Raw genomic sequence first — 23,666 nt, forward strand, 5'->3', positions numbered from 1 at the left:
CAGGCCAGCCTGGAACTGCACGGAATTGATGCTCATGACGCCACCTCGTCGCCTTCAGGTGGCCGTATGCTCGGCGGTGGGCGACGCACATCCTGCGACTGGCGGCTGAGGGTCGGGGCTAATCAGGTTTTTAATTGCCCGCCCGGCGCGCCGCCGGCGGCGCCCGGCGGTGCCCGTGCCACAATCGGCCCATGCACGTCTCCGCCGCCCCGCCTTCCGCCGGTGCCGATCCGGCCGCCGTCGCCGCCCGTACCGGCGAGCGCGCCCTGGCCGCGCTGCGCCAGGCCTCGCCGCGCCTCGCCGCGCTGCTGCAGGATCCGGACCTGGCCCGGCGCGTGGCGCGGGTGGCGGTGGCCTCGGCCTTCGCCGTGGACACCCTGCGCCGGCAGCCGGCGCTGCTGGAGCACCTGGCCCAGGCCGACCCGCCGCCGCTGGCGCCGCCGGTGCTGGACCCCGCCCAGCCCACCGAGTGGCCGGTGCGCCTGCGCCAGTACCGCGCGGCCGAGTCCACCCGCCTGGTGTGGCGCGACGTGCTGGGCCTGGACGATGTGGACGCCACCCTGGCCGGCAGCACCGCCCTGGCCGAAACCTGCCTGCGCCTGGCGCTGGAGGCGCTGGAGGGCGAGTTCGCCGCCCGCCACGGCGTGGTCCGCGGCCCGGACGGGGCGCCGCAGCGGCTGGTGGTGTTCGGCCTGGGCAAGCTCGGCGGCGGCGAGCTGAACTTCTCCTCGGACGTGGACCTGGTCTATGCCTACGCCCACGAGGGCGAGTCCGACGGGCGCCGGCCACTGGCCGCGGAGGACTACTACGCGCGCCTGGGCCAGCGCCTGGCGCGGCTGCTGGATGAGGTCACCGCCGACGGCTTCTGCCACCGCGTGGACCTGCGCCTGCGCCCGTTCGGCAGCGCCGGGCGGGTGGCCTGGTCGTTCGCGGCCATGGACCAGTACTTCCAGCGCGAGGGCCGCGACTGGGAGCGCTACGCCTGGCTGAAGGCACGGGNGGTGGCCGGCGACGTGGCCGCCGGCGAGGCCTGGCTGCAGACCCTGCGTCCGTTCGTCTACCGCCGCTACCTGGACTTCACCGCGCTGGACGGCCTGCGCACGATGAAGGCGGCGATCGTGGCCGAGATGCAGCGTCGCGACATGGCCGACGACCTCAAGCGCGGCCGCGGCGGCATCCGCGAGATCGAGTTCCTGGTGCAGTCGCTGCAGCTGATCCGTGGCGGCCGCGAGCCGGCCCTGCGCGAACGCCGCCTGCTGCCTGCGCTGCACGCCATGGTCCGGGCCGGGCAGATCGCCCCGGCCGAGGGCGAGGCCCTGGCCGCCGACTACCGCTTCCTGCGCCGGCTGGAGAACCGGGTGCAGATGCTGCGCGACGCGCAGACCCACGCCCTGCCCTGGGACGGGGAGGACCGCGCGCGCCTGGCCCTGGGCCTGGGCTATCCGCACTGGCAGGCCCTGTGCGAGGACCTGGAGGCCTGCCGGGCGCGGGTCTCGGCCGAGTTCGACGCGCTGCTGGTGCCGCGCCGCGGCCAGGCCGCGCCGGGCGCACTGGAGTCGTACTGGCGAGCGCTGCCGGACGGCGGCGAGGCGGCGGTGCGGGCCGCGGCGGGCTTCGCCGACGCCGCCGGCGCCGACGCGGCGCTGCGCGACTTCGCCCGTGGCAGCGGCGTGCGCGCGCTCGCGGATGCGGCGCGTGCGCGTTTGGACGGGGTGGGGCCGGCGCTGCTGGATTCGGCCGCGCGCTCGGCCCAGCCGGATCCGGCGCTGCGCCGGGTGCTGGGCCTGCTGCAGGCGATCCTGCGCCGGGCCAGCTACCTGGCCCTGCTCGACGAGCAGCCCAGCGCGCTGGCGCGGCTGGTGGACGTGGTGGCGCGCAGCGCACTGCTGGCCGACCGTCTGGTGGCCTATCCGCTGCTGCTGGACGAGCTGCTGGACGTGCGCGTGGGCGGGCCGATCCCGGACGCGGCGGGCATGCGCGAGGCCTGCGCCGCCGCGGTGCAGGCGCAGGAGGACGACCCGGAGGCGGCGCTGCGCGTGCTCAACGAGGTGCGCCTGGCGCTGAGCTTCCGCATCGCCCTGGCCACCCTCGACAGCCGCCAGCCGGCGCGCGATTCGGCCCGCCAGCTGGCCGCACTGGCCGACGCGGTGGTCGGCCAGGTGCTGGCCATGGCCACCGCCGAGGTCGTGCGCGCCCACGGCACGGTGCCGGGCGGCCAGTTCGCGGTGGTCGGTTACGGCAGCCTGGGCGGGCGCGAGCTGGGTTTCGGCTCGGACCTGGACCTGGTGTTCCTGTATGACGCCGACCCGGCCGCCTGCTCGGACGGGCCGCGCGCGCTGGACGCGCCGCGCTGGTACGCGCGCCTGGCGCAGAAGGTCATCGCCCTGCTGGGTGCGGTGACCAGCGCCGGGCGCCTGTACGACACCGATACCCGGCTGCGTCCGGACGGCAGCAAGAGCGTGCTGGTGTCCTCGCTGGCCGGCTACGAGGACTACCAGCGCCACCGCGCCTGGACCTGGGAACACCAGGCCCTGGTGCGGGCGCGCCCGGTGGCCGGCGACGCGGCGCTGTGCGCGGCATTCGAGCGCGTGCGCCGGCAGNCCCTGGCCCGGCCGCGCGAGGCGGCGGCGCTGGCCGCGGACGTGGAGCAGATGCGCCGGCGCATGCGCGCCGAGCTGGACCGCAGCAACGGGGCGCGCTTCGACCTCAAGCAGGGCGCCGGCGGCCTGGTGGACCTGGAGTTCCTGCTGCAGCACGCGGTGCTGGCCCATGCCGCCGACGGGCCGGCGCTGCTGGAGCCGCGTGACACGCCCGGGCTGATCGCCGCGCTGGCGCGGGCCGGGCGGTTGCGGGGGGAAGAGGAAACGCTGCACCGGGCGCATGTCGCCCTGCTGGAGGCGGGCCTGGCCTGCACCCTGGACCGGCGTCCGCGCCTGACCGCGGAAACGCCCGCCATCGCCGCGGCGCGCGCGGCCATCACTGCGGCGGTGGCCGCGCACGGCCTGCGCTTCGATCCGGACTGAGCCTCAGCCGGGCAGGCCCAGGCGCGCGCGCACCTCGGCCGCCACCCGCGCCGTCTCGCGCAGCGGCGCGGCCGGAAACGGCACCAGCGCCTCGCCGGCCGGACGCACCCGCCCGCGGCCGGCCAGGGCCGCAAGGAAGCGGCCGATGCGGCCGCCGGCGCGCTCCGGTTCGGCCACGTACACCGGTGCGGCGGGGGCGCAGGCCTCCGAGAGCAGGGTGACCGAGTCCGGCGTGCACACGATCAGGTCGGCGCAGGCCAGCATCCCCGGGTACGGATTCTCGCCCTGGCCCTCCCACAGCAGGCCGGGCAGGCCGGACAGCGCCTGACGCAGCGGCGCGCGCAGCGCCGCCGGCGGGCGCCGGGAGACGGTGGCCAGCAGGCTGCCGCCTTCGGCCCGGACCTGGCGGCGCAGGTGGCCAAGCAGGGCCTGCAGCCCGGCCGCGGTCCACGGCGCGTGCCGGGTCGGGCCGCCGACCAGCAGCACGATGCGCGGCCGCGGCAGGGCCGCCAGCGCCGGGAAGCGCGCCGCGCCCTCGGCCAGCCAGGCCTCGTCCACCGGGTGCAGGCTGCCCAGCAGCGGGATGACGTTGCCGCCGCGCAGACGGTCGTGCTCGGGTACCAGCACCAGGTCCCAGTGCCGCGGGTCCAGGCGCGGGTCCAGGATCTGCACGGCGCGGGCGCCGTGCTCGCGGGCCAGGCGGGTGGCCAGCGCGCCCTGGCGGCCGCAGCCGATGGCCAGCGGCGCCGGCCGGCCGAGCGCGGCGGCGAAGGCCGGGCCATAGGCGTGCCGGGCTCCGGGCAGCCGCCGCGGTGCCAGCGCCCGCCAGGGCAGGGCCGGGGCCAGCGGCGGGGAATCCCAGGCCAGGCCCAGCGCGCGTGCCAGCGCCTCGGCCTGGCGCCGGTTGCCGGGGAGGCCGTCGGTCAGCACCCAGGCGCGGGTGGCAGGTTGCGGAAACGACATCAATCCGTTCCGGGCGGGGCTCGCATTCCCGTGGGTGCAACACTCTACACTGGGCAGGTTACGGTGCCGGCCTGCCGCCGGCACGCCACTGTTCAGGGAAAACCACCATCATGGCCCACGTCTTGAACGACGCCGCGCTCGATCAGCTGTTCCGCACTGCCCGCACCTACAACGCCTTCACCGGCGAGGTCAGCGACCAGACCCTCCGCCAGCTCTACGACCTGCTCAAGTGGGGCCCGACCGCCGCCAACACCGGGCCGGCCCGGTTCGTGTTCGTGAAGTCGCCCGAGGCCAAGGCCAAGCTGGGCCCGGCCCTGGACCCGGGCAACTACCGCAAGACCATGGATGCGCCGGTGACGGTGATCATCGGCCGCGACCTGGACTTCCACGAGAAGCTCCCGTACCTGTTCCCGCACGTGGACGCCAAGGCCTGGTTCGACGGTCCGCGCGAGGGTCGCGACAAGCCCGCGCTGCTGAACATGTCGCTGCAGGCCGCCTACCTGATCCTGGCCGCGCGCTCACTGGGCCTGGACGCCGGCCCGATGACCGGCTTCGATCACGCCAAGGTCGATGAGGCCTTCTTCACGGGCACGGCCATCAAATCCGAGATTCTGGTCAACCTGGGCCACGGCGATCCGGCCAGCCTGTATCCGCGGTCGCCGCGCCTGTCGTTCGACGAAGCTGCACGCATCGAGTAAGCCCATCCCAAAAGAGGACTCCGCCATGCGTATCCGTTCCGCCGTCCTTGCCCTGGCCGTCGCCCTGGCGGCCGCCCCGGCCTTCGCCGAGCCGGTCACCTACCAGCTCGATCCGACCCACACCAACGTACTGGCACAGTGGAGCCACTTCGGCTTCTCCAACCCGTTCGCCAACTTCGGCGACGTGCAGGGCACCCTGGTCTACGACCCGGACGACGTGGCCGCCTCGCGCGTGGAGGTGGTGCTGCCGATGTCGGGCCTGACCGGCTTCTCGCCGAAGTTCGACGAGCACCTGCGCAGCGCCGACTTCTTCGACGCGGCCAGGTACCCGAATGCCACCTTCAGGAGCACGAAGGTGGAGGCCGCCGGCGAGGGCAGGCTCAAGGTGACCGGCGAGCTGACCATCAAGGACATCACCCGTCCGGTGGTGCTGGACGTGACCCTGAACAAGGTCGGCCAGCATCCGATGCTGAAGGTGCCGGCCATCGGCTTCGATGCCACCGCCACCATCCGCCGCTCCGACTTCGGCGTGGGCGCCTACGCGCCGCACGTGGGCGACGAGGTCACCCTGCGCATCACCACCGAGGGTTCCGCGCCCAAGGCCGAGTAAAGCCGGCGCTTCCTCCCCCGCGCCGCACGCCGGCCCGCAGCCGCGGGCCGGCGTTTTCGTTGGGTAAGCGGCGGCCGGGCGCGGTAGAATCAGCGCCCGGTTCCGTTCCGATGCACGCCATGACCACCACCAACGCCACGCCCGCCAACGCCCAGAAGCGTTACACCGTGCGCCGCAGCGACCTGCCGCTGAGCTGCCCGACCGCGGAGATGGCGCTGTGGAACTCGCATCCGCGCGTGTACCTGCCGATCCAGGACGAGCCCGACCACAAGGCCCGGTGCCCGTACTGCGGCGCCGAGTACGAACTGGTCGACTGATCCCCTTCGCCCCCGGCAGGCCAGCGCGATGCGCCGCCGCCTGACCGTGGTCCAGCTGTTGCCGGCCCTGGAGTCCGGAGGGGTCGAGCGCTCCACCCTCGAGATCGCCGCGGCGCTGGCCGCGGCCGGGCACCGCGCCCTGGTCGTCTCCGCCGGCGGCCGCCTGGAGCCGGCGCTGCGCCAGGCCGGCGCCGAACACATCACCCTGGACATCGGCCGCAAGTCGCCGCTGGTGCTGCGCCACGTGCCGGTGCTGCGCCGCCTGCTGCTGGAGTGCGGCGCCGACATCGTCCATGCCCGCTCGCGCCTGCCGGCCTGGCTGGGCCGCCTGGCGCTGCGCGGCCTGCCGCCGGCGCGGCGCCCGCACTGGGTCACCACCGTGCACGGGCTCAATTCGCCCGGGCGTTACAGCGCGGTGATGGCCAGCGGCGAGCGGGTGATCTGCGTCTCGCGGACCGTGCACGACTACGTGCGCCGCCACTACCCGCAGGTGGATCCGGCACGGCTGCGGGTGGTCCCGCGCGGCATCGACCCGGCCCAGTTCCCGCGCCGCCCGCATCCGGACCCGGAGGCGCGGGCCCGCGTGCTGGCCGGGCATCCGGCTCTGGCCGGGGACGGGCCGCTGCTGCTGCTGCCCGGGCGCGGTACGCGCCTGAAGGGCCACGCCGACGCGCTGCGGCTGCTGGCCGCGCTGCGCGCCGGCGGCTTCCCGCAGGCGCGGCTGTGGCTGCCGGGGGCGCGCGAACCGGGGCGCGAGGCCTACCTGCGCGAACTGGAGGCGCAGGCGCGTGCCCTGGGCGTGGACGGGGCGGTGCTGTTCACCCCGCCCACCGCGCACATCGCCGAGGCCTATGCCGCCTGCGACCTGGTGCTGCAGCTGTCGCGCAAGCCGGAGGCCTTCGGCCGCACCGTGGCCGAGGCATTGTCCGTGGGTCGTCCGGTGCTGGGCTGGGCCCACGGCGGGGTGGGCGAGCTGTTGGCCGGCCTGCAGCCGGCCGGCGCGGTGCCGCCGTTCGACGAGGATGCGCTGGCCCGCGCGGCCGCGGCTCTGCTGCGCGACCCGCCGCCGCCGGTGGCCGTTCCCTATACCCTGCAGGCCATGCAGCAGGCGACCCTGGACGTATATGCCGAACTGGCCGGCTGACGGTGCGCCGCCCCCGCGCGGCTGGGCGTGGACGCGCGGCTGGGTGCTGGCCTGCGTGGCCCTGTGGCCGCTGCCCGGGCCGGCCGAGGCCGTGCTCGCGCTGGGCGCGCTGGCGGTGGCGGCGCAGTGGCTGGCCACGGCGGCGCGTGGGGGCGTGCTGCCGCTGGACCGGTGCGCGGCCTGGCTGGTGGCGGTGCTGTTCGCCGGCTACTGGCTGCCGGAGCTGCTGTCCCTGCCCGACGCGCTGGACCGCCCGCGGGCGCTGAAGGAGGTGCTGGCCGACCTGCGCTACCTGCCGTTCCTGGCGGGCGTGGCCATTGCCGTGCGCGGGCCGGCCGGCCGCCGCCAGGTCGGCCTGGGCCTGGCCGGGGTCGCGGCGCTGTGGACGCTGGATGCGCTGGCCCAGGTGCTGGCCGGCGCCAGCCCGCTGTTCGCCGCCCTGGATGCGGCGCGGCAGGCGCTGGCCGGCGGTCCGCTGTGCCCGGCGCAGGCGGCGCTGGCGGCTGGGCGCGTCAACGGCGTGTTCGGCGCCTGCAATCCCAAGCTGGGCCAGGCGCTGGCGGTGCTGGCGCCGTTCCTGCTGGCGGCGGCCGCACGCCGCGGGGCCGCGGCGTGGTGCGGCACGGCCCTGGTGGCGGGCGCCGTCGTGGCCCTGGCCGGCGCGCGCGCGGCATGGGTGATGTACGCGCTGGTGCTGCTCGGCTCGGGCTGGCACGCGCTGGGCGCGCGCCGGCTGCTGGCCTTCGCCGCGGCCGCGCTGCTGGGGCTGGCGTGCCTGTACCTGGCCGCGCCGCCGCTGCGGGAGCGGGTGGCGCAGACCACGCTGGCGCTGCAGGGCGGCGGCCTGGACGCGGCCCTGGCCGGGCGCGTGCGCATCTGGCAGGGCGCGGCCTGCATGGCCGCCGCGCATCCGCTCAACGGCGTGGGCGTGCGCGGCTTCCGCGTGGCCTGGCCGGCCTGCGATCCCGCGCCGGAGCAGGCGCCGGCGTGGGGCGGGGGCGGCGCCTACCATGCCCACCAGCTGCTGCTGGAGGTGCTCAGCGAGACCGGTGCGCTGGGCCTGCTGCTGTGGCTGGGCGCGGCCTGGGCGGCGTGGCGCGCCTGGTGCGGCGCCGGCGCGGACGTGCGCCGGCAGGCACGGCCGGCGGCGCTGGCGCTGGGCGTGGCGGTGTTCCCGCTCAACACCCACCTGGCGGCGTATTCCAGCTTCTGGGGCGGGGTGCTGCTGCTGCTGGCCGGGCTGTACGCCGGCGCCCTGCACGGAGGAGGCGGCGCGGCTCAGCGCGGCCGGTCGTAGAAGTGGCTGCGGCCGCCGGGCTGGCGCTTGAAGCGGCGGTGGATCCACAGGTACTGCGCCGGCGCCTCGCGCACCATGGCCTCGATCGCGGCGTTGACCCGCGCGGTATCGGCCACCGCGTCGTCGCTGGGGAAGTCCTCCAGCGGCGGGGCCACGCGCAGGATGTAGCGGTCGCCCTCACGGCGGGGGGAGAACGGCACCACCGCGCAGCCGGTCAGGCGCGCCAGCTGGTGGGTGGCGGTGATGGTCGATGCGGTCATGCCGAAGAAGGGCACGAACACCGTGTCCTTGACCCGCATGTCCTGGTCCGGCGCGTACCAGAGGAAGCCGCCACGCTTGAGGTGGCGCACCGCGCCGCGCAGGTCCGAGTTGGCGAACATGGCGGTGGCGTAGCGCAGGCGTCCGCGCTTGACCGCCCATTCCATCACCGGGTTGCGGTGGCGGCGGTACATGCCGGCCAGCGGCACGTGCCCGCACAGCAGGCGGCCGCACATCTCCAGGGTCATGAAGTGGCCGGACACCAGCAGCACGCCGCGGCCCTCGCGCTGCAGCGCCTGCAGGTGCTCCAGGCCCTCGATGCGGGCGGTGCGCTCGATCGGCCCGAGCCGGCCCCACCAGGCGCGGGCGAACTCGAACAGGCCGATGCCCAGCGCATCGAAGCTCTCGCGCAGCAGCGTGTCGCGCCACTCCTGCGGCTTGTCGGGGAAGCACAGGCGCAGGTTCACCTCTGCCGCGTGGCGGCGGCTGCGGGCCAGGCGCAGGGCGATGCGGCCGATGCCGCGGCCGATGGCGCGCTGCCACAGCCACGGCAGGCGCGCGGCCAGCACCATCACGCCCAGTGCCAGCCACATCGGCCAGTACCGCGGGGTCAGGGGCGGGCGCGGTGGCGGCGTGTGGGGCGAATCCATGGGCACATTCTACGGCCGTTCGCCGCGGCCTCGGCTATGCTGGGCGGATGCATGACGGACGGACGCGGAAGGACCTGGGCGAAAGCGTGCTGCGCGGGCTGTACTCGCTGGCGCTGTACCTGCTCTCGCCGATCACGCTCTACCACCTGGTATCGCGCGGCTTCCGCGTGCGCGAGTACTTCCTGCGCTGGGGCGAGCGCTACGCCGCCTACCGCGCCAATCCGGGCCGGCCGTGCGTGTGGCTGCACGCGGTCTCGGTGGGCGAGGTCAACGCCGCCGCGCCGGTGGTCAACGCGCTGCTGGCGCAGCGCCCGGACATCCGCTGGGTCGTCACCACGATCACCCCCACCGGCTCGGCGCGGGTGCGCGCGCTGTGGGGCGAAAGGGTCGAGCACGTCTACCTGCCCTACGACCTGCCCGGCAGCGTGGCGCGCTTCCTCGAGCACTTCCGCCCGCACCTGGCGCTGATCATGGAGACCGAGCTGTGGCCGAACATGCTGTTCGGCTGCCGCGACCAGGGCATCCCGGTGTACATCCTCAACGCGCGCCTGTCGCCGCGCTCGCTGCGCGGCTACCGCCTGCTCAAGCCGCTGATCGGGCGCGCGCTGCGCACGGTGGCATGCGTGGCGGCGCAGTCGGCCGGGGATGGGCAGCGCTACCAGGAACTGGGCGTGCGCGCCGACCAGGTGCGCGTGCTGGGCAACCTCAAGTACGACATCGCCGCGCCGGAGGGTCTGGAGGCGTTCGTGGAGCGGTTCCGCGCCGCGCTGGGCGCGCCGCGGCCGGTGTGGATCGCCGCCAGCACCCACGAGGGCGAGGAACAGGCGGTGCTGGACATCCACCGGCGCCTGCGCGCGCGCCGGCCGGAGCTGCTGCTGCTGTGGGCACCGCGCCATCCGGAGCGCTTCGAGCGGGTGCGCGAGGCGGCCGCCGCGCAAGGCTGGAAGGTCGGCACCCGTTCCGCCGACACCTGGCCGGACGGATCCCACGACGTGTTCGTGGTCGACACCCTGGGCGAGCTGATGGCCTTCTACGGCTGCGCCGACGTGGCCTTCGTCGGCGGCAGCCTGCAGCCGGTCGGCGGGCACAACCTGCTGGAGCCGGCGGCGGTCGGCACGCCGGTGGTCACCGGCCCGCACCTGCACAACTTCGAGGAGGTGTCCAGGCGCATGGACCAGGCCGGGGCGCTGCGCATCGGCGCGGACGCCGACGCGGTCGGCGCGGCGCTGGAGGCGCTGCTGGGCGACGCGGACGCGCGCCAGGCGATGGCGCGGGCCGGCTGTGCGCTGGTGGCCGACGGCCGCGGCGCGCTGCGCCGCACCCTGGAACTGATCGGGCCGGACCTGCCGGCCCCGGTCGCGCACGTGCCTTGAAAGCAGCAGGGCCGCCCGGAGGCGGCCCTGGCGCGTGGCGGAGGCGGGCGCGGTTACTGCGCCGAGCCGGTGCCGGTGGACAGCTGCGTCTCGGCGTCGGCGGTCAGCAGCGCGTTCACTTCCCGCAGCTGGTTGATGTCCAGCTCGCCCACGGCCTGGGCCAGCAGCAGGCGGTTGAGCAGGAAGTTGTACTTGGAGCGCGCGTACTCGACCTGCGCGGCGAACAGGGTGCGCTGGTTCTGCACCACGTCCAGCACGGTGCGGGTGCCGACTTCCAAGCCGACCTGCGAGGCGTCGTACGCGGCCTGCGCCGAGACCACCGCCAGGCGGCGCGCCTCGACCTCGCTGACGCCGGCCACCAGGGCCTGGTACAGGTTGCGGGTGTTGCGGTCCAGGGCGCGGCGCTGCTGCTCGTACTGGTCCTGGGCGATGTCGCGCTGGGCGATGGCCTGGCGCACGCGCGACTGGGTCGCGCCGCCGGAGAAGATCGGCACGCTCAGGGTCAGGCCCACCGAGGTGCCGGTGGACTCGCCGGCGCGGTTGTTGGTGCCGGTGGTGTCGCCCCAGGCGGCGTTCTTGCCCCAGCCTGCGCCCAGGCTCAGGGTCGGGTAGTGGCCGGCACGCGCGGCGGCCACGCCGGCCTCGGCGGCCTCGGCCTGCAGGCGCAGGGCGCGCAGGCCCGGGTTGTTCTCCAGTGCGGCGGCCACCCAGGCGTCGGCGTCGGCGCGACCGGCCGGCAGTTCCGGGCGGAAGTCGGCCGGCAGGGCGCGCAGCTCGCGCACCGGCTGGCCGGTCAGCTCGGCCAGCGCCTGGTAGGCGTCCTCCAGGGCGTTGCGGGCCAGGATGGTGCTGGCGCGGGCCTGGTCGTACTGGGCGCGGGCCTCGTGCACGTCGGTGATGGGGGCCAGGCCCACCTCCAGGCGCTTGTCGGCGTACTCGAACTGGCGCTTGGCGGCCGCCTCGTTGGTCTCGGCCGCGGCCAGCGACTCGATGGCCACCAGCACGTCGAAGTAGGCGGCGGCGGTGCGCACCATCAGGTCGTCGTTGGCGGCCTCGAGGGTGTGGTCGGCGGCGTCGCTCAGCAGGCGCTGCGAGCGCAGGTTCGAGAACCGGCTCATGTCGAACAGCACCTGGTTGGCGTTGATGTCGTAGCTGCGGCTCGTGCTGGTGCGGGTGCCGGGCACGCCGTCCAGCTCGGTGCGGCTGCGGTTGAGCGAGGCGCCGGCGCTCACCTGCGGCAGCAGGGCGGCGCGGGCCTGCACCCGGCCTTCCTTGGTGTACAGGGTGTTGGACTCGGCGATGGCCAGCTGCGGGTCACCGTTGCGCGCCATCTCATAGGTCTGCAGCAGGTCGGCGGCTTTCGCGGAGGCGGACGCCAGGGCGGCCGCCAGGGCCAGGGCGAGGGAACGGCGGATCATCAGCGGCTTCCTTATCTTCATGTGGGCCCGTCGTGGGGGACAGCACGCGCCCGTGGGCGCGGCGCTCAGAACAGGAACTGCGGCGCCGGCTCGGCGCCGTGCAGGTACTCCAGTTCGGTTTCGAACAACGATTCGACCTGCGTGTCGTTGACGCCGGCGCCCTTGCGGATCAGCACCGCCTCCATCACCGGGGCCCGGCCGCGCACCACGAACAGGCGGCCGCCGGGGCGCAGCCACTGCAGGAAGCGGTCCGGCACCTGGTCGACCGCGGCGGTCACGCACACCGCGTCGAACTGGCGGCCCGGCTCGTAGGCCAGCGCGTCGGCCACGTCCACGCGGACGTTGGTGCCCAGGCGGGCGGCGTCCAGGTTGGCGCGGGCGCGGGCGGCCAGCTCCGGCACCCGCTCGATGCTGATCACCTCGCGGGCCAGCTCGCCCAGGCAGGCGCTGATGTAGCCGCTGCCGGTGCCGACCTCCAGCACGCTGTCGCCGGGCTGCAGGGCCAGGGCCTGGAGCATGCGGCCTTCGACCACCGGCTTCATCATCCTGGCGCCATGCCCCAGGGGCAGCTCCAGGTCGGCGTAGGCCAGCGCGCGGTGCGCCTCGGGCACGAAGGCCTCGCGGGGCAACCGGCCGACCACGTCCAGCACGGTCATGTCCAGCACGTTCCAGGGACGAACCTGCTGTTCGACCATCAGTTCGCGGGCGCGGGCGTAATCGATCGTCATGGGGAAGTCATCCAACGCGGGAAGCCGGGCATTCTACCGGGCCGGCCTCCGGCTTGCCGGGAGAGGATGGGGGGGCGGGGGCGGCGGATTCAGTGCCGGAAGTCACCGGCACTTTGGTACAGGGGGCCGCCGCAAGGAAATGTTCAGGCGGCATAGGCCCGCAGGAAGAAGTCGACCGTGGCGTCGATGTGCCGGGCCACCTCGTCCGGGGCCGGGGCCTCGCGCAGGCCGCAGGCCATCAAGGGGTGCAGCTCGCCCTTGAGCAGGCAGAAGAACTGCGAGGCGGCCAGGGGCACGTCCTCGATCCGCAGCTGGCCCTCGGCCACCCGTGCCTGCAGGAACTGGGCGAACACCTCCTGGACCCGGCGCGGGCCGGCGTTCCAGAACAGCTCGCGCAGGGCCGGGTCGGCGGCGCCGGGATTGGAGAGCATCCGGTGCATGCGGATGGCCTCGTCGCTGGTGATCAGGGCGAAGAAGGCGTGGCCGATGGCCCGCAGCTGCTCGCGCAGCGGCCCCTCGGGCGGGCGCACGAACAGGTCGTCCGGCAGCACCTCCTGGCACTTGGCGGCGATGGCCGCCGAGAACAGGGTTTCCTTGTCGCCGAAGTGGCTGTAGACGGTGAGCTTGGACACGCTGGCGGCGCCGGCGATCTGGTCCATGCTCACGCCCTGGTAGCCCTGCTCCAGGAACAATCGTTTGGCCGCCTCGAGGATCGCCTGCCGCTTGCCGAGGTCCTTCGGCCGGCCGGGGCCGCCCGTGCGCGGGGCCGGGACGGCAGGGGAAGCGGCGGTCTTGCGGGTCATGCGGTAATACTAGACCAGGTGGTTTTCTATTTATACCATACCGCCGAGTTCATTATTCCCCCCTCGGAGTCGGTCATGAGGAACGGATCCAGGCGCTGCGCCTGCTGGGCGCTGGCGGTGACCGTGGTGATGCTGCTGGCCTCCTGCGGCGGCGACGGACCTGCGCCGGAGGCGGCGCGCCCGGTGTGGGTGGTGCGGCCGCAGCCGGCCGATGGCACCCAGCCGCTGGCCTTCCCCGGCGAGGTGCACGCGCGCGAGGAAAGCCCGCTGGCCTTCCGCGTCGGCGGCAAGCTGGTGCGCCGCCACGTGGATCCGGGTGACCGGGTACGTGAGGGCCAGTTGCTGGCCGAGCTGGATCCGGGCGACCAGGAGGCGCAGGTGCGCGCCGCCCAGGCCCAGCTGGCCGCCGCCGAGGCGGAGCTGGAGCGCGCCCGCGGCGACCTGGAGCGCTACCGCGCACTGGCCGCGCAGCAGCTGGTCAGCCGCTCGGCCCTGGACGCGCAGCAGGCCGCCTACGAGGCCGCCGCCGGCCAGGCCCGTGCCGCCCGCGCGCAGTGGGAGGTGGCGCGCAACCAGGCCGCCTACACCGCGCTGCGTGCCCCGCGCGACGGCGTGATCGCCAGCCGCCAGGCCGAGACCGGGCAGGTGGTGGCCGCCGGCCAGACCGTGTTCGTGCTGGCCGCCGACGGCGGCCGCGAGGTGGCCATCCACCTGCCGGAGGACCGCATCGGCCGGTTCAAGGTCGGCGACCCGGCCGAGATCGAGCTGTGGAGCGCGCCGGGCACGCGCCTGCCCGGCCGCATCCGCGAGATCGCCGCCGCCGCCGATGCGCAGACCCGCAGCTACGCCGCGCGCGTGGCGCTGGACGACCAGGCCGCCGCGCAGGTGGCGCTGGGCCAGAGCGCGCGCGTGTACCTGGGCGGCGCGGCCGGGGACGGCCAGCTGCGGGTGCCGCTGGCGGCGGTGCAGCGCGGCGCGGACGGCAGCGCCTCGGTGTGGGTGGTGCGCGAGGGCAAGGTGGTGGCCGTGCCGGTGCAGGCGGACACCTTCGGCAGCGAGCACGTGCTGGTGCGCGGCCTGTCGCCGCAGGACTGGGTGGTGGCCGCCGGCGGCCACCTGCTGCGCGAGGGCCAGCCGGTGCGGCCGGTGGACCGCAACAACCGGCCGGTGGCCGCGGCCGCGCCCGCGAAGGGGAGCTGAGCCATGCGCCGCTTCAATCTGTCGGAGTGGGCGCTGCACAACCGGGGGCTGGTCCTGTACGTGATGATCGCGCTGGCGATCATCGGCGCCTGGTCCTACACCCGGCTGGGCCAGAGCGAGGACCCGCCGTTCACCTTCAAGGCGATGGTGGTGCGCACGCTGTGGCCGGGCGCCACCGCCGAGGAAGTCTCGCGCCAGGTCACCGAGCGCATCGAGAAGGCGGTGATGAACACCGGCCAGTACGAATTCGTGCGCTCGTACTCGCGCCCGGGCGAGTCGCAGGTCATCTTCATGGCCAAGGACTCGATGCGCTCGAAGGACATCCCCGAACTCTGGTACCAGATCCGCAAGAAGGTGGGCGACATCCGCGCCACCCTGCCCGAGGGCGTGGTCGGCCCGTTCTTCAACGACGAGTTCGGCGACACCTTCGGCAACATCTACGCCCTCACCGGCGAGGGCTTCGACTACGCCATCCTCAAGGACTACGCCGACCGCATCCAGCTGGAGCTGCAGCGGGTGCCGGACGTGGGCAAGGTCGAGCTGGTCGGCCTGCAGGAGGAGAAGGTCTGGGTCGAGATCGACAACACCCGCCTGGCCACCCTGGGCATCCCGCTGCAGGCGGTGCAGCAGGCGCTGGAGGGGCAGAACGCGGTGGTGCCGGCCGGCTTCTACGAGACCGGCGCCGAGCGCGTGCAGCTGCGCGTGGACGGCCCGTTCCGCTCGGTGGAGGAGATCGCCGACTTCCCGATCCACGCCGCCGGCCGCACCATCCGCCTGGGCGACGTGGCGCAGGTGCGCCGCGGCTTCGCCGACCCGGCCGCGCCGCGCATGCGCTTCATGGGCCAGGACGCGATCGGCATCGCCGTGGCCATGCGCGATGGCGGCCACATCCTGCGTCTGGGCGAGGCACTGGAGAAGGAGTTCGCGCGCCTGCAGGAACAGCTGCCGGCGGGCATGCAGCTGCGCAAGGTGTCCGACCAGCCGGAGGCGGTGCGCGACTCGGTGGGCGAGTTCGTGCGCGTGCTGGCCGAGGCGGTGGTGATCGTGCTGCTGGTGAGCTTCTTCTCGCTGGGCTTCCGCACCGGCCTGGTGGTGGCCGTGTCCATCCCGCTGGTGCTGGCGATGACCTTCGCCGCCATGTACTACTTCGGCATCGGCCTGCACAAGGTCTCGCTGGGCGCGCTGGTGCTGGCCCTGGGCCTGCTGGTGGACGACGCGATCATCGCGGTGGAGATGATGGCCATCAAGATGGAGCAGGGCTACGACCGCCTGCGCGCGGCCAGCTTCGCCTGGGACTCCACCGCCTTCCCGATGCTCACCGGCACGCTGATCACCGCCGCCGGCTTCCTGCCCATCGCCACCGCCGCCTCCAGCACCGGCGAGTACACCCGCTCGCTGTTCCAGGTGGTGACCATCTCGCTGCTGCTGTCGTGGATCGCCGCGGTGCTGTTCATCCCGTACCTGGGCGACCGGATGTTGCCGGACCTGGCGCACCCGCAGCCGCCGAAGCCGGGCAGCTGGGCGGCGCGCCGGCGCGCCTTCCGCGAGCGCCTGGCCGACCGCTGGCCGCAGTACGCGGCGTGGCTGGCGCCGGCGCCGGCCGAGGCGCACCACCACCACGACCCGTACCAGCGGCCGTTCTACCGCCGCTTCCGCCGCCTGCTGGAGGCCTGCCTGCGCCGGCGCTGGTGGGTGATCGGCGCGACCGTGGCGCTGTTCGTGCTGTCGCTGGTGCTGTTCCGCTTCGTGCCGCAGCAGTTCTTCCCGGACTCGACCCGGCCGGAGCTGATCGTGGACCTGGAGCTGGAGGAGGGCGCCTCGCTGCGCGCCACCGAGGCCCAGGCGCGCAAGCTGGAGGCGCTGCTGCAGCAGCGCGGGGACATCCGCAACTACGTGGCCTACGTCGGCACCGGCTCGCCGCGCTTCTACCTGCCGCTGGACCAGCAGCTGCCGGCGACCAACTTCAGCCAGTTCGTGGTGCTGGCCCGCGACCTGCAGGCGCGCGAGGCGCTGCGTGACTGGCTGCTGCACGAGGTGGCACCGCAGTTCCCCGAGCTGCAGATGCGTGTGACCCGCCTGGAGAACGGCCCGCCGGTGGGCTACCCGGTGCAGTTCCGCGTCTCCGGCGAGCACATCGACCAGGTGCGCGCCATCGCCCGGAAGGTGGCGGAGAAGGTGCGCGCCAACCCGCACACCGCCAACGTCAACCTGGACTGGGACGAACCGAGCAAGGTGGTGCGCCTGGAGGTGGACCAGGAACGCGCCCGCGCCCTGGGCGTCAGCTCCGCGCAACTGGCCCAGTTCCTGGTGATGCAGCTGTCCGGCTACACCGCCAGCACCTACCGCGAGGACAACGAGCTGGTGGGCATCATGCTGCGCGGGGGCGCCGGCGACCGCGAGGCGCTGGAGATGCTGGGCAGCCTGGCGGTGCCGACCGGCGACGGCGGCAGCGTGCCCCTGTCGCAGCTGGCGCGCCTGCGCTACACGTTCGAGGACGGCATCATCTGGCACCGCAACCGCCTGCCGACCATCACCGTGCGCGCCGACATCGCCGACGATCTGCTGCCGGCGCAGGTGACCGCGCAGATCGAGCCGACCCTGGAGGAGATCCGCCAGGCACTGCCGCCGGGCTACCTGCTGCAGACCGGCGGCTCGGTGGAGGACTCGGCGCGCGGGCAGAAGTCCGTCGCCGCGGGCATGCCGCTGTTCGTGATCGTGGTGACCACGCTGCTGATGCTGCAGCTGCGCAGCTTCTCGCGCACGCTGATGGTGCTGGTCACCGCGCCGCTGGGCCTGATCGGCGCCACCTGGTTCCTGCTGCTGTTCCGCGTGCCGTTCGGCTTCGTGGCCATGCTGGGCACGATCGCCCTGGCCGGCATGATCATGCGCAACTCGGTGATCCTGGTGGACCAGATCGAGCAGGACATCGCCGCCGGCCACGACCGCTGGCACGCCATCGTGGATGCCACGGTGCGCCGCTTCCGCCCGATCGTGCTGACCGCGATGACCGCGGTGCTGGCGATGATCCCGCTCTCGCGCAGCGCCTTCTACGGCGCCATGGCAGTGGCGATCATGGGCGGCCTGATCGTGGCCACGGCCCTGACCCTGCTGTTCCTGCCGGCGCTGTACGCGGCCTGGTTCCGGGTCAGGCCGGAGGAGGCGGCCGGCTGAGTCCCCCTGCCCGGAGCCCCTCTCCCCCTGCGGGAGAGGGGGCGCAGGGGGCCGGCCCCTGCACCGTCGCGGTCTCGCCCAGCAGGGCGAGGAAGGCCTGCGCCGCGCGCGACAGGGTGCGGCCGCCGTGCACCACGTGGCCCAGCTGCCGGCGCAGCTGCACGCCGGGCACCGCCAGCACCCGCACCTGCGCGTCCACCATGGTCTGAGGCAGGGCGCTCCAGGCCAGGCCCACGGAGACCATCATCTTGATCGTCTCCAGGTAGTTGGTGGTCAGGCGCAGCCGCAGCGGCAGCCCGTGCCGGGCGAAGGCCTCGGCGATGATGCGGTGGGTGAAGGTGCCCGCGTCCGGCAGCACTGCCGGGTGTGCGGCGATGTCGGCCAGGCCCACCTTCGACTGCCGGGCCAGCGGATGGTCCGGCGCCACCACGAAGTGCAGCGGATCGTCCCACACCGGGGTGGCGCGCAGCGGCGCCTCGGTCGGGCCCAGGGTGGTCACGGCCAGTTCCACCTCGCCCTGCAGCACCTGGGCGTAAGCCTGCTCGGAATCCACGAAGCGGATGTCCAGTGCCACCTGCGGATGCGCGGCGGTGAAGCGGCGCAGCAGCGCCGGCAGCCGGTGCAGGCCGACGTGGTGGCTGGTGGCCAGGCGCAGGCGGCCGCCGATGCCCTGGTCCAGCTCCTCCAGGGCACGGCGCGCCGCCTCGGCCTCGGCCAGGATCTGCCGCGCGCGCGGCAGCAGCACGCGGCCGGCCTCGGTCAGCACCACCTGGCGGCCCAGGCGGTCGAACAGGCGCACCTGCAGCGACTGCTCCAGCTGGGCGATGCGCTTGCTCACCGCCGGTTGGGTCAGGTGCAGCTGCTCGGCCGCCGCGGAAAAGCCGCCGGTCTCCGCCACCGCCACGAACGCGGTCAGGCCGGTCCAGTCCATTTCATTCCTTTGTGGAATCGAGTGGATGAAAAATATCCATTTGAGTTATCGACGGCAAGCGGCCACGATGGGCCGGCGGCGGCCGGTTTCCCGCCGTGGACCATTCCGAGGCACGCATGGCCGGCAAGACCCTGTACGACAAGCTTTGGGAGATGCACGAGGTCAGCCGTCGCGACGACGGCTCCTCGCTGATCTACATCGACCGCCACATCCTCCACGAGGTGACCTCGCCACAGGCCTTCGAGGGCCTGCGCCTGGCCGGCCGCAGGCCGTGGCGGACGGACGCCAACCTCGCCACCCCCGACCACAACGTGCCCACCACCCGCGCCGAGCGCGCCGGCGGGCCGCAGGCCATCGCCGATCCGGTCTCGCGCCTGCAGGTGCAGACCCTGGACCGGAACTGCCGCGACTTCGGCATCCTCGAGTTCGCGATGGACGACCCGCGCCAGGGCATCGTCCACGTGGTCGGCCCCGAGCAGGGTGCCACCCTGCCGGGCATGACCGTGGTCTGCGGCGACTCGCACACCTCCACCCACGGCGCGTTCGGCGCGCTGGCGCACGGCATCGGCACCTCGGAGGTGGAGCACGTGCTGGCCACCCAGTGCCTGGTGGCCAAGAAGATGAAGAACATGCAGGTCCGCGTGGAAGGCACGCTGGGCCCGGGCGTGACCGCCAAGGACATCGTGCTGGCGGTGATCGGCAGGATCGGCACCGCCGGCGGCACCGGCCACGCCCTGGAGTTCGCCGGCAGCGCCATCCGCGCGCTGTCCATGGAAGGGCGCATGACCCTGTGCAACATGGCCATCGAGGCCGGCGCGCGCGTGGGCATGGTGGCGGTGGACGAGAAGACCATCGAGTACGTGAAGGGCCGCCCGTTCGCGCCCAGGGGCGAGCTGTGGGAGCGCGCGGTGGCGGTGTGGCGCACCCTGGTCTCCGACCCGGACGCCCACTTCGACAGGGTGGTGGAGCTGCGCGCCGAGGACATCAAGCCGCAGGTCAGCTGGGGCACCTCGCCGGAGATGGTGGTGCCGGTGGACGGACGCGTGCCGGACCCGGACGCCGAGCCGGATCCGGTCAGGCGCGACTCGATCGTGCGCGCGCTCAGGTACATGGGCCTGCAGCCCAACCAGCCGATCACCTCGATCCGCCTGGACCGGGTGTTCATCGGCTCGTGCACCAACTCGCGCATCGAGGACCTGCGCGCCGCCGCCGCGGTGGTGCGCGGCCGCAAGGTGGCGCCCAACATCAAGCAGGCGCTGGTGGTGCCCGGTTCCGGCCTGGTCAAGGCGCAGGCCGAGGCCGAGGGACTGGACAGGGTGTTCCTCGAGGCCGGCTTCGAGTGGCGCGAGCCGGGCTGCTCGATGTGCCTGGCCATGAACCCGGACCGGCTGGGGCCGGGCGAGCATTGCGCCTCCCCCTCCAACCGCAACTTCGAGGGCCGCCAGGGCGCCGGCGGCCGCACCCTCCTGGTCAGCCCGGCGATGGCCGCGGCGGCCGCGGTGGCCGGCCACTTCGTGGACGTGCGCGAGCTGCTGCCCGCCGGCCAGGACGCGGCGGCCTGAGGAGACGGACGATGAAAGCCTTCACCAAGCACACCGGCCTGGTGGCCCCGCTGGATCGCGCCAACGTGGACACCGACCAGATCATCCCCAAGCAGTTCCTCAAGTCGATCCGCCGCACCGGCTTCGGCCCGTACCTGTTCGACGAGTGGCGCTACCTGGACGTGGGCCAGCCGGGGCAGGACTGCAGCACGCGCCCGCTGAACCCGGACTTCGTGCTCAACTTCCCGCGCTACCGCGGCGCCAGCGTGCTGCTGGCGCGGGAGAACTTCGGCTGCGGCTCCTCGCGCGAGCACGCGCCGTGGGCGCTGGAGGAGTACGGCTTCCGCGCGATCATCGCGCCGGGCTTTGCCGACATCTTCTACAACAACAGCTTCAAGAACGGCCTGTTGCCGGTGGTGCTGCCGGCCGATGTGGTGGACGAGCTGTTCCGCCAGTGCGAGGCCAGCGAGGGCTACACCCTGACCGTGGACCTGGAAGCGCAGACGGTCACCCGTCCGGACGGCGTGCAGCACCGCTTCGAGGTGGACGCCTTCCGCAGGCACTGCCTGCTCAACGGCCTGGACGACATCGGCCTGACCCTGCAGGAGAAGGACGCCATCCTGGCCTTCGAGGCCCGCCACCGCACCGCCTATCCCTGGCTGTTCCAGGGCCCGTAGCCGCCCCCGCGCCGCCACCGGATATGCGCGGTGCCGCACGCACCGCTGCAGGAGCCGCGTATGCGGCGGCCGGACGAGACACATCCGCAGGGTCGCATGCGCACCTGCAGGAGCCGCGTACGTGGCGACCCGGCCGGCGCATCCGGAGCCGGCGTTCGACCGGGAGGCGGATGCAGTGGCAGGCGTCCGCCACCGTGCATGCGCCCCCGGCCCAGGTGCGTGCCGGCCGGTCGCGCGTCGGTCGCCGCCAGCCGGAGGCCGGGAAGGAGCGTCAGAAGACGCCCTGGGCCAGCATGGCATCGGCCACCTTGACGAAGCCGCTGATGTTGGCCCCGTCCACGTAGTTGACGCTGCCGTCCTTGCGCCGGCCGTGACGCACGCAGTTGCCGTGGATGTCCTTCATGATCGCGTGCAGGCGCTCGTCCACCTCGGCGTGGTGCCAGGACAGGCGCACGGCGTTCTGGCTCATCTCCAGGCCGGAGGTGGCCACGCCGCCGGCGTTGGAAGCCTTGCCCGGCGCGTACAGCGTGCCGGACTCCAGGAACACGTCCACCGCCTCCAGGGTCGAGGGCATGTTCGCGCCCTCGGCCACGCAGACCACGCCGTTGCCGACCAGGGTGCGCGCGTCCTCGCCGTCCAGCTCGTTCTGGGTGGCGCAGGGCAGGGCGATCTCGGCCGGGATGTGCCAGGGCCGCCTGCCGGGCAGGTATTCGAAGCGCGGATCGTCGGCCAGTTCGGCCAGGCGGCCGCGGCGCACGTTCTTCAACTGCATCACCGCCTCGATGGCCTCCATGTCGAAGCCACCGCGTGCGTAGAGCGTGCCGTTGGAGTCGCTGAAGGTCAGCACCCGCGCGCCCAGGTCGGTGGCCTTGATCGCGGCGTACTGGGCCACGTTGCCGGAGCCGGAGACCAGCACGCGCATGCCCGCCAGGTCGCGGTGGGCGTGGTGCAGCATCTGCTCGACGAAGTACACCGTGCCGAAGCCGGTGGCCTCCGGGCGCATCAGGCTGCCGCCGTAGGCCAGGCCCTTGCCGGTGAACACGCAGCCGGCCTGGTTGGACAGCTTCTTCATCATGCCGGCCATGTAGCCGACCTCGCGCGCGCCCACGCCGATGTCGCCGGCCGGCACGTCGGTGTCCGGGCCCAGGTGGCGGTACAGCTCCAGCATCAGCGCCTGGCAGAAGCGCATCACCTCCCCCTCGCTCCTGCCCTTGGGGTCGAAGTCGGCGCCGCCCTTGCCGCCGCCCATGGGCAGGGTGGTCAGCGCGTTCTTGAAGGTCTGCTCGAAGGCCAGGAACTTGAGGATCGACAGGTTCACCGTCGGGTGGAAGCGCATCCCGCCCTTGTACGGGCCGATGGCCGAGCTGTGCTGCACGCGCCAGGCGCGGTTGACCTGCACCTGGCCGCGGTCGTCGATCCAGGCCACGCGGAACTGGATCACCCGCTCCGGTTCGACCAGCCGCTCCAGCAGGCCGTCGCGGGCATACTCGGGGTGCCGCTCCAGGAACGGCCACAGGCTGGCGGTGACCTCGGCCACCGCCTGCAGGAACTCCGGCTGGTCCGGATCGCGGCGCCGGATCCGCTCGAGGAACGCTTCCCTGGAACCAGGCATGGCGCCTCCCTCCGCGCGGGCCGGCTCAGCCGAGCCGGTCGATGACCGCCTGTGCGGCCTGGACGGTGGGCACCGCCTGCCCCGCCGGTGCCAGGTCGGCGGTGAACACGCGGTCGTCCAGCGCCGCCGAGACCGCGGCCTCGACCTCGGCCGCCTCGCGTTCCAGGCCCAGCGAGTGGCGCAGCAGCAGCGCCGCGCTGAGGATGGTGGCGTAGGGGTTGGCGATGCCCTTGCCGGCGATGTCCGGGGCCGAGCCGTGGATCGGCTCGTAGATGCCGGCCTTGCCCTCGCCCAGCGAGGCCGAGGCCAGCAGGCCCAGCGAGCCGGCCAGCATCGAGGCCTCGTCGGTGAGGATGTCGCCGAACATGTTCTCGGTAACGATCACGNCGTAGGCGCGCGGCCGCGCCAGCAGGTGCATGGCCATGGAGTCGACCAGCTGGTGCTCCAGGGTCACGTCCGGGAACTCCTCGCGCACCACCCGGCTGGCCACGTCGCGCCACAGGCGCGAGGTCTCCAGCACGTTGGCCTTGTCCACCGAGGTGAGGTGGCCGCGACGCTGGCGCGCCAGCTGCGCGGCGCGGCGCACCACGCGCTCGATCTCGGCCACGCTGTAGCGGCACAGGTCGCTGGCGTCGGTGGCGCTGCGGGTCTTGTCGCCGAAGTAGATGCCGCCGGTCAGCTCGCGCACCACCACGAAGTCCACGCCCTGCAGCAGCTCGGACTTGACCGGCGAGGCGCCCAGCGCGGCCGGGTGCGGGCGCACCGGGCGCAGGTTGGCGAACAGGCCCAGCGCCTTGCGGATGCCCAGCAGGCCCTGCTCGGGGCGCACCGGGGCGTTGGGGTCGGACCACTTCGGTCCGCCCACCGCGCCCAGCAGCACCGCGTCGGCGCGCCGCGCGGCCTCCAGCGTGGCCGGCGGCAGCGGGTCACCGTGGCGGTCGATGGCGATGCCCCCGATGTCGTGTTCGTGGAAGGCGAACCGGTGGCCGTGGCGGCGGGCGACGGCTTCCAGCACCGGCAGGGTGGCGGAGACGATCTCCGGACCGATGCCGTCGCCGGGCAGGACGACGATGTCTGCATGCATGGGATGGGTGGTCGGATGTGGAAGGCGGGTGCTCATCCCCGGCGTTCGTCCGCCGGCGTCCTGCATCAGCGCCTGCAGGTCGGCGTCGGTGACCACGCGCTGCTGCTCGCACAGGGCCTTGAACTGGGCGAACACCAGCTCCAGCTCGCGCTCGTCCAGGTAGTAACC

At 73.7% G+C, this 23,666-nt stretch carries 18 protein-coding genes and 1 pseudogene; 11 read left to right on the forward strand and 8 right to left on the reverse strand.

The window, feature by feature from the left end:
• Positions 1-191 precede the first annotated feature (191 nt).
• On the forward strand, positions 192-3,023 hold the full coding sequence (glnE, locus tag CR938_RS10080; protein ID WP_162124887.1) for a bifunctional [glutamate--ammonia ligase]-adenylyl-L-tyrosine phosphorylase/[glutamate--ammonia-ligase] adenylyltransferase: 2,832 nt from the start codon (positions 192-194) through the stop codon (positions 3,021-3,023).
• 3 nt (positions 3,024-3,026) lie between these two features.
• Here glnE and CR938_RS10085 read toward each other — a convergent pair whose 3' ends face one another.
• Positions 3,027-3,986 carry a mitochondrial fission ELM1 family protein gene (locus tag CR938_RS10085; RefSeq protein WP_162124888.1) on the reverse strand — a complete coding sequence of 320 codons (960 nt, stop codon included), beginning with the start codon at positions 3,984-3,986 and terminating at the stop codon, positions 3,027-3,029.
• A 110-nt stretch (positions 3,987-4,096) separates the two neighbouring features.
• Here CR938_RS10085 and CR938_RS10090 point away from each other — a divergent pair, with 110 nt between their 5' ends.
• The 5 genes from CR938_RS10090 to CR938_RS10110 all read left to right on the forward strand — a co-directional run bounded on the left by CR938_RS10090 (position 4,097) and on the right by CR938_RS10110 (position 8,052).
• Positions 4,097-4,684 carry a malonic semialdehyde reductase gene (locus CR938_RS10090; protein ID WP_162124889.1) on the forward strand — a complete coding sequence of 196 codons (588 nt, stop codon included), beginning with the start codon at positions 4,097-4,099 and terminating at the stop codon, positions 4,682-4,684.
• 25 nt (positions 4,685-4,709) lie between these two features.
• Positions 4,710-5,294, forward strand: a complete 585-nt coding sequence (locus CR938_RS10095; RefSeq protein ID WP_162124890.1) for a YceI family protein — start codon at positions 4,710-4,712, stop codon at positions 5,292-5,294.
• Between the two features lie 119 nt (positions 5,295-5,413).
• Positions 5,414-5,611: a zinc-finger domain-containing protein gene (locus CR938_RS10100; RefSeq protein ID WP_162124891.1), complete on the forward strand. Its 198-nt coding sequence runs from the start codon at positions 5,414-5,416 to the stop codon at positions 5,609-5,611.
• A 28-nt stretch (positions 5,612-5,639) separates the two neighbouring features.
• The gene (locus CR938_RS10105) at positions 5,640-6,755 is read left to right on the forward strand and encodes a glycosyltransferase (protein ID WP_162124892.1); all 1,116 of its coding nucleotides are present in this window, start codon (positions 5,640-5,642) and stop codon (positions 6,753-6,755) included.
• Positions 6,736-8,052 (forward strand): O-antigen ligase family protein, encoded by a 1,317-nt coding sequence (locus CR938_RS10110; RefSeq protein ID WP_162124893.1) that lies wholly within the window; start codon positions 6,736-6,738, stop codon positions 8,050-8,052. The genes CR938_RS10105 and CR938_RS10110 overlap by 20 nt, the downstream gene beginning before the upstream one ends.
• Here the strand turns inward: CR938_RS10110 and CR938_RS10115 are convergent.
• A complete protein-coding gene (locus CR938_RS10115; RefSeq protein WP_162124894.1) occupies positions 8,034-8,960 on the reverse strand; it encodes an LpxL/LpxP family Kdo(2)-lipid IV(A) lauroyl/palmitoleoyl acyltransferase in 927 nt (308 codons plus the stop codon). The genes CR938_RS10110 and CR938_RS10115 overlap by 19 nt on opposite strands.
• Positions 8,961-9,007: 47 nt before the next feature.
• On the opposite strand from CR938_RS10115, the gene waaA reads away from it, so the two are divergent.
• Positions 9,008-10,333 (forward strand): lipid IV(A) 3-deoxy-D-manno-octulosonic acid transferase, encoded by a 1,326-nt coding sequence (waaA, locus tag CR938_RS10120; RefSeq protein ID WP_162124895.1) that lies wholly within the window; start codon positions 9,008-9,010, stop codon positions 10,331-10,333.
• Between the two features lie 53 nt (positions 10,334-10,386).
• Here waaA and CR938_RS10125 read toward each other — a convergent pair whose 3' ends face one another.
• The 3 genes from CR938_RS10125 to CR938_RS10135 all read right to left on the reverse strand — a co-directional run bounded on the left by CR938_RS10125 (position 10,387) and on the right by CR938_RS10135 (position 13,282).
• On the reverse strand, positions 10,387-11,751 hold the full coding sequence (locus CR938_RS10125) for a TolC family outer membrane protein (RefSeq protein WP_162124896.1): 1,365 nt from the start codon (positions 11,749-11,751) through the stop codon (positions 10,387-10,389).
• Positions 11,752-11,816: 65 nt separating this feature from the next.
• Positions 11,817-12,479, reverse strand: a complete 663-nt coding sequence (locus CR938_RS10130; RefSeq protein WP_162124897.1) for a protein-L-isoaspartate O-methyltransferase family protein — start codon at positions 12,477-12,479, stop codon at positions 11,817-11,819.
• A gap of 143 nt (positions 12,480-12,622) precedes the next feature.
• Positions 12,623-13,282 (reverse strand): TetR/AcrR family transcriptional regulator C-terminal domain-containing protein, encoded by a 660-nt coding sequence (locus tag CR938_RS10135; protein WP_162124898.1) that lies wholly within the window; start codon positions 13,280-13,282, stop codon positions 12,623-12,625.
• Between the two features lie 75 nt (positions 13,283-13,357).
• Between CR938_RS10135 and CR938_RS10140 the strand changes: the two genes are divergently transcribed.
• Both CR938_RS10140 and CR938_RS10145 read left to right on the forward strand, forming a co-directional pair.
• On the forward strand, positions 13,358-14,482 hold the full coding sequence (locus CR938_RS10140) for an efflux RND transporter periplasmic adaptor subunit (RefSeq protein WP_162124899.1): 1,125 nt from the start codon (positions 13,358-13,360) through the stop codon (positions 14,480-14,482).
• Between the two features lie 3 nt (positions 14,483-14,485).
• Entirely contained in the window at positions 14,486-17,653 is a 3,168-nt protein-coding gene (locus CR938_RS10145) for an efflux RND transporter permease subunit (protein ID WP_162124900.1), read from the forward strand.
• 79 nt (positions 17,654-17,732) lie between these two features.
• Here the strand turns inward: CR938_RS10145 and CR938_RS10150 are convergent.
• Positions 17,733-18,584, reverse strand: a pseudogene (locus tag CR938_RS10150) (LysR family transcriptional regulator); the annotation flags it as partial.
• 116 nt (positions 18,585-18,700) lie between these two features.
• On the opposite strand from CR938_RS10150, the gene leuC reads away from it, so the two are divergent.
• Complete coding sequence (gene leuC, locus CR938_RS10155; protein ID WP_162124904.1) at positions 18,701-20,146, forward strand: 3-isopropylmalate dehydratase large subunit; 1,446 nt, start codon at positions 18,701-18,703, stop codon at positions 20,144-20,146.
• An 11-nt stretch (positions 20,147-20,157) separates the two neighbouring features.
• Positions 20,158-20,802 carry a 3-isopropylmalate dehydratase small subunit gene (gene leuD / locus CR938_RS10160; protein ID WP_162124902.1) on the forward strand — a complete coding sequence of 215 codons (645 nt, stop codon included), beginning with the start codon at positions 20,158-20,160 and terminating at the stop codon, positions 20,800-20,802.
• A 271-nt stretch (positions 20,803-21,073) separates the two neighbouring features.
• Here leuD and gdhA read toward each other — a convergent pair whose 3' ends face one another.
• On the reverse strand, positions 21,074-22,414 hold the full coding sequence (gene gdhA / locus CR938_RS10165; RefSeq protein ID WP_162124903.1) for an NADP-specific glutamate dehydrogenase: 1,341 nt from the start codon (positions 22,412-22,414) through the stop codon (positions 21,074-21,076).
• Between the two features lie 25 nt (positions 22,415-22,439).
• Positions 22,440-23,498 carry a 3-isopropylmalate dehydrogenase gene (gene leuB / locus CR938_RS10170; protein WP_162124905.1) on the reverse strand — a complete coding sequence of 353 codons (1,059 nt, stop codon included), beginning with the start codon at positions 23,496-23,498 and terminating at the stop codon, positions 22,440-22,442.
• Positions 23,499-23,666: the final 168 nt, after the last annotated feature.

This window comes from Pseudoxanthomonas taiwanensis, assembly GCF_010093135.1.
Classification (GTDB): Bacteria; Pseudomonadota; Gammaproteobacteria; order Xanthomonadales; family Xanthomonadaceae; genus Pseudoxanthomonas; species Pseudoxanthomonas taiwanensis.